The following is a 14,304-nucleotide window of genomic DNA, read 5'->3' as shown; positions in this document are numbered from 1 at the left end:
GACAGCACCGGGTGGGAGTCCGGCCGTTCGTTAGACTGAGCCGACCGCAGTAGTGCGGAACGAAACGGACTGAGCGAGGAGCGCACGTGGGCCTTGTCGTGCAGAAGTACGGAGGCTCCTCCGTTGCCGATGCCGAAGGCATCAAGCGCGTCGCCAAGCGAATCGTCGATGCCAAGAAGAACGGCCACCAGGTGGTCGTCGTGGTATCCGCGATGGGCGACACGACGGACGAGCTGATCGATCTCGCCGAGCAGGTATCTCCGATCCCTGCAGGGCGCGAATTCGACATGCTGCTGACCGCCGGAGAGCGGATCTCCATGGCCCTGCTGGCGATGGCGATCAAAAACCTGGGCCACGAGGCCCAGTCGTTCACCGGCAGCCAGGCAGGCGTCATCACCGACTCCGTCCACAACAAAGCGCGCATCATCGATGTGACGCCGGGCCGGATCCGTACGGCGCTGGACGAGGGCAACATCGCCATCGTGGCGGGCTTCCAGGGTGTGTCCCAGGACAAGAAGGACATCACCACCCTCGGCCGCGGCGGGTCGGACACCACCGCCGTCGCCCTGGCCGCCGCCCTCGACGCCGAGGTCTGTGAGATCTACACCGACGTCGACGGCGTCTTCACCGCCGACCCCCGGGTCGTGAAGAAGGCGAAGAAGATCGACTGGATCGCCTTCGAGGACATGCTGGAGCTCGCTGCCTCCGGCTCCAAGGTGCTGCTGCACCGTTGCGTCGAGTACGCACGCCGATACAACATCCCGATCCACGTCCGCTCGTCCTTCTCGGGGCTGCGCGGCACCTGGGTCAGCAACGAGCCGCAAGGGGACCAGCAGGTGGAGCACGCCATCATCTCCGGAGTCGCCCATGACGTCTCCGAGGCCAAGGTCACGGTCGTCGGAGTGCCGGACAAGCCGGGCGAGGCCGCGGCCATCTTCCGTACGATCGCCGATGCCGAGATCAACATCGACATGGTCGTGCAGAACGTCTCGGCGGCCACCACCGCCCTGACGGACATCTCCTTCACCCTCCCCAAGACGGACGGCCGCAAGGCCATCGACGCCCTGGAGAAGGCGAAGGCCGGGATCGGCTTCGAATCGCTGCGCTACGACGACCAGATCGGCAAGATCTCGCTCGTCGGCGCGGGCATGAAGACCAACCCCGGCGTCACAGCCTCCTTCTTCGAGGCGCTCTCCGACGCGGGCGTGAACATCGAGCTGATCTCCACCTCGGAGATCCGTATCTCGGTGGTCACGCGCGCCGACGACGTCAACGAGGCCGTGCGCGCCGTGCACACCGCCTTCGGTCTCGACTCCGACTCCGACGAGGCGGTCGTCTACGGAGGCACCGGGCGATGACCCGCAAGCCGACGCTCGCGGTCGTCGGAGCGACCGGAGCCGTCGGCTCGGTGATGCTCCAGATCCTTTCGCAGCACGCGGATGTCTGGGGCGACATACGGCTGGTCGCCTCTCCGCGCTCGGCCGGCCGCAAGCTGGCCGTGCGCGGCGAGGAGACGGAGGTCGTCGCGCTCTGCGAAGAGGCACTGACGGGCGTCGACGTCGCGCTTTTCCTCGTACCGGACGCGGTGTCCGCGCAGTGGGCGCCGATCGCCGCGGCCAACGGTGCGGTCGTCGTGGACAATTCGGGCGCCTTCCGGCTGGATCCGGATGTGCCACTGGTCGTCCCCGAGGTCAATCCGCATGCCGTACGGGTCCGCCCGCGCGGCATTGTCGCGAGTCCGCACGACACCACGCTCGCGATGGTTCCGGCGGTGGGCGCGCTGCACGCCGAGTTCGGGCTGCGCGAACTGGTCGTCTCCTCCTACCAGGCTGTCAGCGGCGCGGGACGTGACGCCGTCGCGGCGCTGCGCGCCCAGCTGTCGCTCGTGGCCGGTACGGAGCTGGGCGCCCGGCCCGGAGACGTGCGCAGGGCCGTGGGCGACGAGCTCGGGCCCTTCGCGGCACCGCTGGCGCTGAACGTGGTGCCGTGGTCCGGGACCCTCCAGGAGGGCGGCTGGTCCTCGGAGGAGCTGGGACTGCGGGCCGAGACGCGCAAGATCCTCGATCTGCCGGGGCTGCGGGTGGCGGCGACGTTCGTCCGCGTACCGGTGCTCACCACCCACTCGCTCGCCGTGCACGCGCGCTTCGAGAGCGAGGTCACAGTGGAGCGGGCGCACGAGATCCTGGCGACCTCGCCCGCAGTGGTGCTCTACGACAATCCGGCGGCCGGGGACTTTCCCACACCCGCCGATGTGGTGGGGACCGATCCGACGTGGGTGGGGCGGGTGCGGCGGGCTCCGGACGACCCCTGTGCGCTGGACCTCTTCGTCTGCGGCGACAATCTGCGTAAGGGTGCCGCGCTCAACTCCGCGCAGATCGCGGAGGCTGTCGCGGCGGAGATCGGGCCTGCGCTCGCCTCCGGCTGATCCTTCTCGGTCTTCTCCGTCTCCTCCGTCCGTCTTCCTTGTCCGCTTGCGGCTTATTCGGGGCGGCAGAACCGGAATGCTTTGTAGGATCTGTGAACGCCCTGTGATCAAGTCGAAGGTCTGTACCACTTGAACTGGGGTGCAAAGATGTTCGACGATGCGCTTCCCCCCTTCCTGCAACCGGCAGTTGGGCGGGAAGCGTCTTTGCGGTTGCCCCTTCACGGTGCCGTGAAGAAAAGGGGCATTGGGGAAGAGCGGGTACGCATGGGCGCATTTGATTCACCGTCAAAAACGGTGGCGTACGCGTACAACCCTGACGGGGGGAAGCGTGTCCAACAGGCGTGGCAGAGGTTCTCGACATCACCAGGGTGGTCCCGGTCCGCGGCGCTGCAGTGCGCCCGCTCCGCAGGCCCCGCCCGTCCGGCGGCATGCCGGTGATCGCCCCCATGCCCGCGCCCCGCACCACCCGCATCTCGTCCCAGCGCGAGGGCGCTGAGGACGTCATGGCCGCGGGTACCACAGTCGATCACCTCACTGAGACCTACCGCGCCCACTACCGGTCGCTGCTCGGTCTCGCGGCCCTGCTTCTCGACGACACGGCCTCCTGCGAGGACGTCGTCCAGGAAGCGTTCATACGCGTCCACTCGGCGCGCAACCGGGTGCGGGACCCGGAGAAGACGCTGGCGTATCTGCGCCAGACCGTGGTCAATCTGTCGCGGTCGGCCCTGCGCCGCCGCATCCTCGGGCTGAAGCTGCTCTCCAAGCCGATGCCGGACATGGCGAGCGCCGAGGAAGGCGCGTACGACCAACTGGAGCGGGACGCGCTGATCAAGGCGATGCGCGGACTCCAGCGCCGCCAGCGCGAGGTGCTGGTGCTGAGGTACTTCGCCGACATGACAGAGGCTCAGGTCGCCGAGACGCTGGGGATCTCCCTGGGCTCGGTGAAGGCGTACGGCTCGCGGGGCATCGCGGCGCTGCGCGTCGCCATGGAGGCCACGGCATGAGCGGGCACAGGCACAGGTTTGAGCGGTACGGGCCGGACGGGCCGTTTGACGACCGGACTGGGAACGGAATTGTGAACAACGGGCCGGAAAATGAGCTGGGCGGCCTCGGAGGCCTCGGCGGGGACGAAGTTGCCCTGCGGCGGCTGCTGCAAGGGGCCGTGCAGGACCTCGAGCCCTCCGACGGAGCCCTCGACCACCTGCGAAGGGCGGTACCCGCGCGGCGCGCCCGCAAAAGGCAGGCGCTGGTCGGTGCGGCGGCTGCGGTGATGCTGATCGGCACCGCCGTCCCCGCCTTCGTGCATGTGGCGAACTCCAGCGGCAGCGACAGCGCCAACCCCGTCAACGCCGGACACGGCGAACAGGCGCAGGGCGGCACCGGGTCCGAGACGGGCGCCGAGGACGGCGAGGCGGGGACGAACAGCCCCTCCGCCGGCGGCCAGGGCACCGGGCAGAACCAGGGCGGCGCGACCCAGACGCCGGGACAGCAGCCCTCCGGCGCCAAGGACGGCACGGTGGGCGGTGTCGTCAACCCGTCCGTCAGCGCGCCCGCGAGTTCCCCGGTCTGCGAGGCCGGCCAGCTCGGCGTCACCGCGGCACAGGCGGCGCCGGATGCCGAAGGCAAGGTGTACGGCACCTTCCGCGTCACCAATGTCTCCAAGACCGACTGCGCTGTGAGCGGCGACGGCACGGTCGGCTTCAAGGCGCTGGGCGCGGCCGACGCCGCCAAGATCACGGTCGTCGAGCACGCGGCGGGCGACGCGGCGACCGGACTGCCGGACCCCTCGCTGGAGCCGGGCTCGCTGCTGCTGAAGCCGGACACGGCGTACGAGGTGAAGTTCGCCTGGGTCCCGAAGGACAGCTGCCCGACCACCGGAGGCTCGCCCGAGCCCACGCCTTCGGACGGCGGCTCGTCGGGCACGAGCACCGGTACGGGTACGGGCACGACCTCGGAGAACAACCAGCCCCAGCTCGTCCCCGCGGAGGGCGGCGGCACGGCGGACGGCAGCGTCGCAGTGAGCCACACCACGGCGGTGGGCGCGCCGAGCGCGGAGACGACGATCCCCAACGCGTGCTCGGGCACGGTCTACCGCACGGGTGTGCTGAGCGGTCAGTGACGGGCGGGCGGGTCCGGCGCCTGCGGCGGGCTCAACCGCCATTCCGTAACTGGGACAAGCCCCAGAGCCCGTATGCGACCTTCGGCCGCCTGTCCTCGAACGCCGGACGGGCTGTATGCGCGGGGGCCGGGGCGGACGGTGCCGCGGCCCTGGTTACACCGGCTCCGGCTCCAGGCCCAGCGCGCGGTCCCGCTCCGCCTCCGCCTCGCGGCGCAGCAGCCGGAACCACATGAAGAGTACGAAGCCCGCGAAAACGAACCACTCCCCGGTGTAGCCCAGGTTCTGGAACGCCTTCAGGTCCAGCCCGCTGCCCTCAGGCACGGACGCCGGGACCGGCTTCAGCCCGCTGTCCGCCTCCGTGAGCGTGACCCACGCGTCGTACACGTCGTCCGGCACGAGGTTCACCAGCGATGCCGCGCTGATCATCCCCAGCTGCCCGCTCGGCAGCCCGCCCGCCGCGTGCACCCCGTCGGTGCCCGGGGTCTCCGAGGCCTGCAGGGCGCCGGCCACGGCGACCCGGCCGGCCGGTGCCGCGGGGGCGGGCGCGCCCTGCCGCAGCCAGCCGCGGACCACCGGCAGCGTCCGGCCGCCGTCGGTCTTGAGCAGCGTCAGCACATACGAGCCGTGCTCACCGTCCAACTCCCGGTCCGGCACCAGGAACTGCTTGCCGTACCGCCCGCCGGCCGTCACCTGCCGCCCCGACGTCTCCTGGTCGACGGGCAGCAGCTCGTCGAGAGGCGCGGCCTTCTGCTCATCCGGCGCGGGCTTCTGCTTGGCCTGCTGATGCGTGTGGACGCGGTCCTCGAACTTGCCGAGCTGCCACGAGCCCATGAAGACACAGAAGGGGATCGCCAGCACGACGAAGATATTGATCCCCCACCAGCGGGGCGTCAGCAGGAACCGGTACACACCCCCACGGTACGGAACGTGCCGACCGTCCCTCGGCCCGCCCCCCGTTCCCGCCCCTGTTCCCGGAGTCCGCTCCCCGTCTCCGCTACCCCAAGTCCACCCCCTGCCCCAGGTGCTCGGCCGCGAACGCGATCTCCAGACCCACCTGCTTGATCCGCTCCTCCACCACCAGCGAGCCGTGCCCCGCGTCGTACCGGTACACCTCGTGCACCGCGCCGCGCGCGGCCAGCCGGTCCACATAGTTCTCGATCTGGCGGATCGGGCAGCGCGGGTCGTTGACGCCGGCCGAGATGTAGACCGGGGCACGGACCGCATCCACATACGTCAGCGGCGAGGAGGCCTCGAACCGCTCAGGGACCTCGTCCGGCGTACCGCCCAGCAGGGTGCGGTCCATCGCCTTCAGGGCCTCCATCTCGTCGTGGTACGCCGTGACGTAGTCCGCGACCGGCACCGCCGCCAGGCCCAGCGCCCAGGCCTCGGGCTGGGTGCCCAGGCCGAGCAGGGTCAGATAGCCGCCCCATGAGCCGCCCGCCAGGATCAGCTTCCGTGGATCCGCGAGCCCGGAGGTGACCGCCCACTCCCGGACCGCCGCGATGTCCTCCAGCTCGATCAGCCCGACCCGGTGCTTGAGGGCGTCCGTCCACTCCCTGCCGTACCCCGTCGAGCCGCGGTAGTTGACCCGTACGACCGCGTAACCGTGGTCGATCCAGGCCGCCGGGCCCGCCGCGAAGGCGTCGCTGTCGTGCCAGGTCGGCCCGCCGTGGATCTCGAAGACGGTCGGCAGCGGGCCCGTCGAACCCGCCGGCCTCTGCACCAGCGCGTGGATACGGCCGCCCGGCCCCTCCACCCAGGCGTCCTCCACAGGCACCGACGCCGGCGCCTTCATGCCCGGGGGATCGAGCACGACACCGCCCGACGTCGAGCGCACCTGGGGCGGCAGCGCGGCCGAGGACCACAGGTACTCCACCTCCCCGTCCGGCCGGGCCGTCGCACCCGAGAGCGAACCGGCGAGCGTCTCGATCCGCACCAGCTCCCGCGTCGCCAGGTCGTACCGCCACAGCTCGCCGCGCGCCTCGAAGCTGTGCGCGACCAGAAGCCCCGAGCCGTCCGGATACCACTCGGCGTTCACATCGCCCGGCAGGTCGATCGCCAGATCGGACTCCTCGCCCGATGCGACGTCCCAGATCATCGGCTCCCAGCGGCCGCGCCGCTGATGCCCGATGAGCAGCCGGGTGTCCCCGTCCACCGGAGCGAAACCGAGGACCTCCAGCCCCAGTTCCTCAGTGCCCCCCTTTGTGTCGTCCAGCTCGGCGACGGGGCTGCCGTCGAGGCGCACCACCCGCAGCGCCGAGTGCATCGCGTCCCCGTGCTCGGTGTGCTCGATCGCGATCAGCGTCCCGTCGTGCGACAGATCGCCGACCCCGGCCGACTCCCGGTGCCGGTAGATCTCGACCGGCTCCGCGTCCTGCCGCGCGACGTGAATGGTCGTGCCGTCCTCGTCGGTCGAGCGGCCGACCACCGAGGTGCCGTCGCGGCCGATTGCCAGGCCCGCCGGGTACGAGGGGCCGAGGCCCGGTGCGGCGGGCTCGTCGCCCCCGCCGCCGAAGGGCTGGCGCATCCACACGCCGAACTCGTCCCCGTTGGTGTCCGAGAACCACCAGATCGACGCGCCGTCGGGGGAGAGCACCCCGTCCGTCGTGCCGTTCGGCCGGTCCGTCGCCTGCCGCTGCTCGCCGGTCGCCCGGTCCCAGGCGTACAGCTCGTACGTCCCCGTGGCGTTCGACACGAAGAGCGCGCGGTGCGGTGCGTCCTCCGCCCAGTCGGGCAGGGAAACGCGCGGCGCTCGGAAGCGCTTCTCCCAGTCGGGCATGCCGGGCAGCTCCGCCGTGCCCGGCAGCTCCGGCGTGGAGTCAGTGATCTCAGTCATGACCCCATTCTGCGCCGGACCCCCGACAATCCGTTCGCGTCGTCCGCAGCCTGTGGATAACTTCGACGGCATGTACTCCCCGACCCCCTCGGACTGGCGCGAGGCCAACCGCTCCCGCTGGGACGAACGTGTCCCCATCCATGTGGCGAGCGACTTCTACGACCTGGAAGCCTTCCGCTCGGGCAAGGACGTCCTGCGCGACTTCGAGGCCGCTGAGGTCGGCGACGTGAGCGGCCGTACGCTCCTCCACCTCCAGTGCCACATAGGCCTCGACACCCTGTGCTGGGCACGCCGCGGCGCCGACCAGGTCGTCGGCCTGGACTTCTCGGAGCCGGCCGTCGAGACGGCACGCGGCCTCGCGGCTGACCTCGGACTCGGCCCGGACCGTGCGGCGTTCGTCGCCGCCGATGTCTACGACGCCGCCGAAGCCGTCCCCGACTCCTCGTACGACATCGTCTACACCGGCGTCGGTGCGCTGAACTGGCTGCCCGACATCACGCGCTGGGCGGAGACCGCCGCGTCCCTCGTCGCACCTGGCGGCTTTCTCTATCTCGCCGAATTCCATCCGCTCACCGATGTCCTGGACGACGCGTCGGGCTCGCGGATCGTCAACGACTACTTCGCGCGAGACGCCTGGGTCGACCAGACACCCGGCACCTACGCCGACTTCGACGCGCCCACCGTCCACAACCGCAGCGTCGAGTGGCAGCACCCGGTCGGCGAGGTCGTCTCCGCGCTCAGCGCCGCGGGCCTGCGACTGGAGTTCCTGCACGAGCACGACGTCTCACTGTTCGAGCGCTTCGGCGTCCTGACACGGCACGAGGACGGCTACTACCGCTTCCCGGCCGACCGGCCCCGTGTACCGCTGATGTACTCGCTCAAGGCCTCGCGAACATGATCACCCAGAGCCGATTGTCAGTGGCCGGGTGCACACTCGCCGTATGAACCGATCGACCTCAGCGACCGAGCTGCACACAACAGTTGAGACGTACTGGTCCTCGGCCGAAGCCCGCGACTGGACGGGCTTCGCCGCGACGCTGGCCGAGGACGTGGTCTACGACCTGCCGCAGACCCGCGAGAAGATCCGCGGCAAGGAGGAGTGCGTCCGGTTCAACCGCGAGTATCCGGGCGACTGGCACGTGCGCATCCAGCGGATCGTGGCCGACTCCGACCAGGCCGTCACCTGGATCCACGTCACCGTGGGCCTGGAGGAGATGTACGCGGTCACCTTCTTCACCGGCGACAAGGAGGGCCGGATCACGACCGTCACGGACTTCTGGCCCGAGGCGTACGAACCGCCGCCTGGCCGCGAGCACCTGGTCGAGCGCTACTGAGAAGCGGGCGCGGACATGGTGCGGTGTACGGCGACGGCCGCCGTGTAGCCGGGATCCGCGGGCAGGTCGGCCAGCAACCAGTCGGCGTTCACGGCCGGTTGGGGCCCGGCCCCGACATAGGTGAGGGCAAGGCCCTCGTTCAGGCCGACTCCGGTCGCCTTCAGCAGAGCCTCCTTACGTGTCCAGCAGCGGGCGAAGGCGATGGCGCGGTCCTCCGTGGGCAGCGCCGCGAGGTGTGCACGCTCCTTCGGGTGCAGCTGCGATGCGACATCGGCGACGATGCCGGGGTCGCCGGGGACGCCTTCGACGTCGATGCCGACGAGTGCCGTTGCGAGGGCGATCATCACCAGGCCACTGGTGTGCGAGAGCGAGAAATGCACGGGGCTGCCGGGGACGACGGGCCGCCCGTGCGGGCCACCGCAGTGGGCGCACGGCTCGCGCGAGAGTGTCACCGCATCGGGGGCCTGTCCCAGCCGCTCACCCAGCAACCGGCGAAGCATCACGTGCGCCACGGCGTAGGAGTCGCGGTCGGCGTCGCGCACGAAGGCGGCCAGGCGCGTGGATTCGTCCCTGTCGAGGATGTGGCGCTGGGCGAGGACATCGGCAATGTGGTCGGGGACCCGGCCGGACCACAGCAGATCCACGCCCGGCAGCGTCCGGGCCTCGCGGCCGAGGGGGATGTCGGTCGGCATGCTGTGGTCCTCCGCCTGTGGTTCGACGCCGTCACAATGATCAACGGGCCGGATGTTGCGTTGAATTGGCCGGCTCCAGAGTCGACCGTACGGGAACGGGAGTCGCCATGATCTCCGAGGACGCAGACCCGGGCAGCCCCGGCGCTGTCCGCCCCGGCCGCCGGACCGTCCGGGTCCGGGCTTCCGTTCCGCGGGCCGCGGGCTACGCCCTGTTTGCGTACGTCGGCTGAAGCGGCAGACGGACCCGGGGGCGTGCCAAGGGCCCGACCCGCGCGGCATACGTCGTCGAGGATCAGGCCCTTGAGCAGGTGAACAGGCTTACGCGGCTCAGATGTTGACGCCGAAGTCCTGCGCGATGCCCCGCAGACCAGAGGCGTACCCCTGGCCGACCGCGCGGAACTTCCACTCCGCGGCATTGCGGTACAGCTCACCGAAGACCATCGCGGTCTCGGTCGAGGCGTCCTCGCTCAGGTCGTAGCGCGCGAGCTCGGCGCCGCCGGCCTGGTTGACGACGCGGATGAAGGCGTTGCGCACCTGGCCGAAGGACTGCTGGCGGCTCTCGCCCTCGTGGATCGAGACCGGGAAGACGATCTTGTCGACCTCGGTCGGCACGCCCGCGAGGTTGACCTTGATCTGCTCGTCGTCGCCCTCGCCCTCACCCGTGAGGTTGTCACCGGTGTGCTCGACGGAGCCGTCCGGGCTCTTGAGGTTGTTGAAGAACACGAAGTGCTGGTCGGACACGACCTTGCCGTTGGCATCGACCAGCAGGGCGCTGGCGTCGAGGTCGAAGTCCGTGCCGGTGGTGCTTCGTACGTCCCAGCCGAGGCCCACGACGACCGCGGTCAGTCCCGGGGCCTCCTTGGTCAGCGAGACATTGCCGCCCTTGGAAAGGCTGACACCCATGGAAATCCCCTGCGCAATCCGGCGCGGGCCGCGCCTCTTGACGATTCCTTTGCCCAAGGGGGCAACGAGCGGTCCCCCTCTCTGGTTCCCGTACACCCGATGTCATCGTCCGGATGGCCCTCACCACGCTTCGCTGCCCTCGGCCCGCTCCGCCCTGTGGGCGGCCCCCTTCCCGTTGCGGATCCTCAGCGCCAGCAGCGGGAAGACAAGGACGGACACCATGGCCGCGCCGACCAGCGCCGCCGCCTCGCCCGCCTCCAGTACGTCCTCGTCCAGCCCGATGGTGGTGATCGCGACCACGAGAGGCAGGCAGGTGGACCCGTAGAGCATCAGGGCCGCGCGGTCGCGGCGGACCAGGTCGCGGGGGGCGAGCGCGTACACCGGAGCCCCGCGCACCAGCAGGAACAGCAGCAGGAAGACCGGCAGGAGTGCCAGCGAGCGGCCACCTTCCAGCAGTGAGGCGAGGTCGAAGTCGATACCGGTGACGACGAAGAAGATCGGGACCAGGAAGCCGAAGCCCATCGCCTCGATCTTCCCGAGGATCTCCGCACTGCTCTCGGGCACCGAGCCCTGCAGGAGAAGCCGGGTGAGGATGCCTGCCGCGAAGGCGCCCAGCAGGGTGTCGAGGCCGAAGGCGTTCGAGAGCGCCAGCATCGCGGCGAGCAGCAGCATGACGAAGCGGACGGCGAACTGACCGCTGCTGTGCAGGGTCCCGGCGACGATCCGGGAAAACCATGGCCGTCGCGGCCGCAGCGCCCAGAAGATCGCCGCAGCGGTGATGCCCGCGAAGACGAACAGTACGACGGCGGACTTCCCGGGACTCCGGCCGCTCAGCAAGAGGGTGATGGCGATGATGGGGCCGAATTCACCGACCGCCCCGAAGGCCAGCATCACGGTCCCGAAGCGGCCCTGAAGGTCGCCGCTGTCGCGCAGGATCGGCAGGACGGTGCCCAGCGCGGTACTGGTGAGCGCCGTGCCGATGACGAAGCTCGTGCCGGTCTGCCCACCGGTGAGCGCGAACGCGATGCCCAGGCCGAGGACGAGCGAGACCGCCCACGCCCAGGTCGCCCGGCGCAGGGTGTCGCCGCGCACGCTGCTGAAGTCGATCTCGTACCCGGCGAGGAAGATCAGCATGGACAGGCCGAGATTGGACAGGGTGTCGATGAACTGGCTGTGGGAGGCCCAGCCCAGTGCGTCGGGTCCGACCGCGATGCCGAGCAGGATCTCGAAGATCACCAGGGGGACGGGAGCCCAGCGGGCGACACCGTAGGCGAGCAGGGGCGCGACGACGGCGATCGCCATGATCAGGATGAGTGTCCCGTGATGCGACATGGCTCGTATGTAGCATCAGGCCGGACATCTCAGACGGACCTGTCAGCTGAGATCGTTGCGCCCGAGCCGCTCCCCGGCCCGCCTGCGCACCCGGCGCGTCACGGCGGTCGCGGCGGCGGTCAGAACGACGAAGCTGTACAGGATCTGAAACATGGTCACCAGTCGTGCGGTCTGGCTCTGCGGCACCACGTCCCCGTAGCCGACGGTCGCAAGCGTGACGACGGTGAAGTACAGGGCGTCGAGGCGTGTCTTCAGTCCCATGAAGGCGTTCGGGTCCTTGGCGAGTGTGTAGTACGTCCCGGAGAAGAGCAGGACCGCCAGGAACATCAGGACGGGAATGACGATGACGGGGTGGGTGCCCGGCTTGTCGACGTACGCGTTCATGATCTGACGCAGCAGCAGGTACGTGACGATGGCCATCCCCACGAAGAAGATCGTCCAGCTGAGCAGGGGGCGGTGCGGTCCGAACTTGTCGAGGGGGAGCAGGAAGTACGCGACGGTCGTGGCGACTACGAGACACAGGGGTGGACCCAAGACCCGTACCGGGCCAGGATCGGTTGTGCGGTGCACCACGTGAGCCTCCCGCCCGAGGTCGCGTCCCGCCGAAGCACGCCCCCACCACGATCGGCCGCCCCGGCGATCCGCCGCCACCCGACAGCGGCCGAACGGTGCACCGGCGCATGAGCGCCCTGCGCCCGAATCACCCGGACGGGCGTTCCCGTATGGCGGCGGGGTGGGCCCGGGCCGACGCTCGAGGTCCCGGACGCGGCCGGCGTACGGGACCGACCGGAGGACCACGCCATGAGTCAGGACCAGCCGATAGGAACACCGACGTACAAGGGGCCGCAGCCAGGAGAACCGAACAGCCCGTGGGTGACCGGCGGTCTCGCCTTCGCCGCCGTGCTGATGCTGTGCATCGGAGTGCTCGGCGTACTCCAGGGCATCGCCGCGATCATCGAGGACGATGTGTACGGCCGGGTCGGCAACTACGTCTACCGCATCAACCTGACCGGCTGGGGCTGGATCCACCTGATTATCGGCGCCTGCCTCGCGATCACCGCCGGGGGCCTGTTCAAGGCCGCCACCTGGGCACGGGTGCTGGGTATCTGCCTGGCCTCGCTCAGCCTCATCGCCGAGTTCATGTTCCTGCCGTACTCGCCGATCTGGTCGGTGGTCATGATCGCGATCGACGTGTTCATCATCTGGGCGCTGGCGGTGTACCGCAGCGACGCGCCGAGCAGGGCCTGATCAGTCCGTCGCGCCCTACTTCCGCTCCCCTTCGAGGAGTTGGGAGACGACGAAGCCGAGAACCGAGCAGACGATGACCAGCGGCATCTGGTCGGCCGCGTCAGTGCCGAGCAGGAGGAAGGAGAGCACGGCGCTGGTGACCGGGAGGCGGGTGACCACGGCGGTGGCGGTGGCGATCCCGAGCGCGAGCCCCGCCGCCGTACCGAGTCCGGGCAGCCCCGAGCAGGCGATCCCGATGGCGGCACCGAGCAGCACAGACGGGAAGATGGGGCCGCCGCGCAGGCTGCCCAGACAGATGCCCCAGGCGAGGCCCTTGAACAGGACCAGAGCGGCCAGCGCGCCGATGGACCAGGCGTGGGGGTTTGCGGCCAGGGTGCCCAGGGTCGCCTGGCCGGACAGGGCGGCCTCCTCCGGCGAGCGGTCGGTGACCAGGGCGTACGCGGAGATGCAGACGCCCACGGCCCCGGCACAGGCGATCGTACGGACGGCGGTGCTCCGCCCCGTCCAGGCCGCCGTCAGATAGCCGAGGCGGTGACCAGTGGTAAGGATCGCCGCGATCAGCACCGCCACGGGAATCCCCCACAGGAAGTCCCCCGCGTCCGGGCTCGCGTCCGGCGGCACCTCGGGCAGGGTGAGCGCCCCGGTCGACAGCCCGGTCCACTGCCCGAATCCGGTGAAGACCAGCGCCCCCACACCGCTGGCCAGCAGACAGGGCAGCAGCAGGAGCACCAGCTGCGGGCCGCCGAGACCGGCGGCCTCGACCATCATCACGGCGGCCACCAGAGGGCCGCCGAGAATGGTGGAGATCGCCGTCGTGGAACCGGCGGTGCCCAGTACGAGCACGGTCTTGGGGTCCGCGTCCCTGTTCACCGCTCGCACGATGAGCAGCGCAAGGCCGCTGCCCACCGCCATCAGGGGAGCTTCCGGACCCAGCACCACGCCCAGAGGCAGCGTCGCGAGGGCGGCGAAGAGCACGCCCGGCAGCTCCTTCGGCCCGAGCGGCGGGCCGAAGAAACCGTGGACGGGCACATGGCCGCCATGCCCCGGCGCGCGTGTGACGACGGGCGCGAGCAACAGCCCGGCCAGCAGCAGCGCGGGCAGCGGCCACCACCAGGGCGCCCGGTCGTATCCGGCCGCCTCCGGCAGGGACTCCCACACCCAGTGCTGCAGCTCGTGCTGCAGGCTCACGAAGTAGAAACAGGCGAGCGCGATGGGCACACCCAGGACGACGGAGACCAGCAACAGGCGTACGTAGCCGGGGCTCAACAACGTCTGACGCAGCGCCGGCTGGCCGGAACCGGGCCCTTGGCCCTCGGGCGCGGGGGGTGCGGACTGGCCTTGGGGCGCGGGGACTGCGGACATGGAGGGTGCGCTCTCCTCGATCTCCGGCGGGCCAGGGGCGGTGGGCCCAGTCA

The 14,304-nt window shown here is 70.2% G+C and carries 14 protein-coding genes; 7 read left to right on the top strand and 7 right to left on the bottom strand.

The window, feature by feature from the left end:
• The first annotated feature begins 86 nt into the window (after positions 1-86).
• From OOK40_RS12460 to OOK40_RS12445, 4 genes are all read left to right on the top strand, one after another.
• Positions 87-1,358 carry an aspartate kinase gene (locus tag OOK40_RS12460; protein WP_266479957.1) on the top strand — a complete coding sequence of 424 codons (1,272 nt, stop codon included), beginning with the start codon at positions 87-89 and terminating at the stop codon, positions 1,356-1,358.
• The gene (locus OOK40_RS12455) at positions 1,355-2,425 is read left to right on the top strand and encodes an aspartate-semialdehyde dehydrogenase (protein ID WP_266479954.1); all 1,071 of its coding nucleotides are present in this window, start codon (positions 1,355-1,357) and stop codon (positions 2,423-2,425) included. The genes OOK40_RS12460 and OOK40_RS12455 overlap by 4 nt, the downstream gene beginning before the upstream one ends.
• A 341-nt stretch (positions 2,426-2,766) precedes the next feature.
• Positions 2,767-3,429 carry a SigE family RNA polymerase sigma factor gene (locus tag OOK40_RS12450; RefSeq protein WP_266479952.1) on the top strand — a complete coding sequence of 221 codons (663 nt, stop codon included), beginning with the start codon at positions 2,767-2,769 and terminating at the stop codon, positions 3,427-3,429.
• Between the two features lie 71 nt (positions 3,430-3,500).
• On the top strand, positions 3,501-4,544 hold the full coding sequence (locus OOK40_RS12445) for a hypothetical protein (RefSeq protein ID WP_323136055.1): 1,044 nt from the start codon (positions 3,501-3,503) through the stop codon (positions 4,542-4,544).
• A gap of 153 nt (positions 4,545-4,697) precedes the next feature.
• On the opposite strand, the gene OOK40_RS12440 is transcribed toward OOK40_RS12445, so the two are convergent.
• Together OOK40_RS12440 and OOK40_RS12435 are read right to left on the bottom strand one after the other, a co-directional pair.
• A complete protein-coding gene (locus OOK40_RS12440; protein ID WP_266479949.1) occupies positions 4,698-5,453 on the bottom strand; it encodes an SURF1 family protein in 756 nt (251 codons plus the stop codon).
• Positions 5,454-5,538: 85 nt separating this feature from the next.
• Positions 5,539-7,380, bottom strand: coding sequence for a prolyl oligopeptidase family serine peptidase (locus tag OOK40_RS12435; RefSeq protein ID WP_266479947.1), 1,842 nt, complete (start codon positions 7,378-7,380; stop codon positions 5,539-5,541).
• A 70-nt stretch (positions 7,381-7,450) separates the two neighbouring features.
• On the opposite strand from OOK40_RS12435, the gene OOK40_RS12430 reads away from it, so the two are divergent.
• Together OOK40_RS12430 and OOK40_RS12425 are read left to right on the top strand one after the other, a co-directional pair.
• Positions 7,451-8,278 (top strand): bifunctional 2-polyprenyl-6-hydroxyphenol methylase/3-demethylubiquinol 3-O-methyltransferase UbiG, encoded by an 828-nt coding sequence (locus tag OOK40_RS12430; protein ID WP_266479944.1) that lies wholly within the window; start codon positions 7,451-7,453, stop codon positions 8,276-8,278.
• A 43-nt stretch (positions 8,279-8,321) separates the two neighbouring features.
• A complete protein-coding gene (locus OOK40_RS12425; protein WP_266479942.1) occupies positions 8,322-8,714 on the top strand; it encodes a nuclear transport factor 2 family protein in 393 nt (130 codons plus the stop codon).
• Here OOK40_RS12425 and OOK40_RS12420 read toward each other — a convergent pair.
• The 4 genes from OOK40_RS12420 to OOK40_RS12405 form a co-directional block, all read right to left on the bottom strand.
• Positions 8,708-9,406 carry a 4'-phosphopantetheinyl transferase superfamily protein gene (locus tag OOK40_RS12420; RefSeq protein WP_266479940.1) on the bottom strand — a complete coding sequence of 233 codons (699 nt, stop codon included), beginning with the start codon at positions 9,404-9,406 and terminating at the stop codon, positions 8,708-8,710. The two genes, OOK40_RS12425 and OOK40_RS12420, sit on opposite strands and share 7 nt — an antisense overlap.
• A gap of 327 nt (positions 9,407-9,733) precedes the next feature.
• On the bottom strand, positions 9,734-10,309 hold the full coding sequence (locus OOK40_RS12415) for a TerD family protein (RefSeq protein ID WP_266479937.1): 576 nt from the start codon (positions 10,307-10,309) through the stop codon (positions 9,734-9,736).
• A 120-nt stretch (positions 10,310-10,429) separates the two neighbouring features.
• Positions 10,430-11,641: a cation:proton antiporter gene (locus tag OOK40_RS12410; protein ID WP_266479935.1), complete on the bottom strand. Its 1,212-nt coding sequence runs from the start codon at positions 11,639-11,641 to the stop codon at positions 10,430-10,432.
• 42 nt (positions 11,642-11,683) lie between these two features.
• A complete protein-coding gene (locus OOK40_RS12405) occupies positions 11,684-12,175 on the bottom strand; it encodes a potassium channel family protein (RefSeq protein WP_266479933.1) in 492 nt (163 codons plus the stop codon).
• A 267-nt stretch (positions 12,176-12,442) separates the two neighbouring features.
• On the opposite strand from OOK40_RS12405, the gene OOK40_RS12400 reads away from it, so the two are divergent.
• Entirely contained in the window at positions 12,443-12,889 is a 447-nt protein-coding gene (locus tag OOK40_RS12400; RefSeq protein ID WP_266479930.1) for a hypothetical protein, read from the top strand.
• Positions 12,890-12,904: 15 nt separating this feature from the next.
• Here OOK40_RS12400 and OOK40_RS12395 read toward each other — a convergent pair whose 3' ends face one another.
• A complete protein-coding gene (locus tag OOK40_RS12395) occupies positions 12,905-14,251 on the bottom strand; it encodes a chloride channel protein (RefSeq protein WP_266479928.1) in 1,347 nt (448 codons plus the stop codon).
• Between the last annotated feature and the right edge of the window lie 53 nt (positions 14,252-14,304).

Origin of the sequence: Streptomyces sp. NBC_01481 (assembly GCF_026339995.1) — a bacterium.
Taxonomy (GTDB): Bacteria; Actinomycetota; Actinomycetes; order Streptomycetales; family Streptomycetaceae; genus Streptomyces.
The sequence above is the reverse complement of the archived record's forward strand: the minus strand, read 5'-3'. Positions and strand labels throughout refer to the sequence as shown.

What these genes read in the sequence shown, in the direction of transcription:
- OOK40_RS12435 (WP_266479947.1), bottom strand. Translation starts at nt 7,380, where the DNA reads ATGACTGAGATCACTGACTCCACGCCGGAGCTGCCGGGCACGGCGGAG.
- OOK40_RS12425 (WP_266479942.1), top strand. Translation starts at nt 8,322, where the DNA reads ATGAACCGATCGACCTCAGCGACCGAGCTGCACACAACAGTTGAGACG.
- OOK40_RS12410 (WP_266479935.1), bottom strand. Translation starts at nt 11,641, where the DNA reads ATGTCGCATCACGGGACACTCATCCTGATCATGGCGATCGCCGTCGTC.
- OOK40_RS12430 (WP_266479944.1), top strand. Translation starts at nt 7,451, where the DNA reads ATGTACTCCCCGACCCCCTCGGACTGGCGCGAGGCCAACCGCTCCCGC.
- OOK40_RS12395 (WP_266479928.1), bottom strand. Translation starts at nt 14,251, where the DNA reads ATGTCCGCAGTCCCCGCGCCCCAAGGCCAGTCCGCACCCCCCGCGCCC.
- OOK40_RS12455 (WP_266479954.1), top strand. Translation starts at nt 1,355, where the DNA reads ATGACCCGCAAGCCGACGCTCGCGGTCGTCGGAGCGACCGGAGCCGTC.
- OOK40_RS12420 (WP_266479940.1), bottom strand. Translation starts at nt 9,406, where the DNA reads ATGCCGACCGACATCCCCCTCGGCCGCGAGGCCCGGACGCTGCCGGGC.
- OOK40_RS12415 (WP_266479937.1), bottom strand. Translation starts at nt 10,309, where the DNA reads ATGGGTGTCAGCCTTTCCAAGGGCGGCAATGTCTCGCTGACCAAGGAG.
- OOK40_RS12400 (WP_266479930.1), top strand. Translation starts at nt 12,443, where the DNA reads ATGAGTCAGGACCAGCCGATAGGAACACCGACGTACAAGGGGCCGCAG.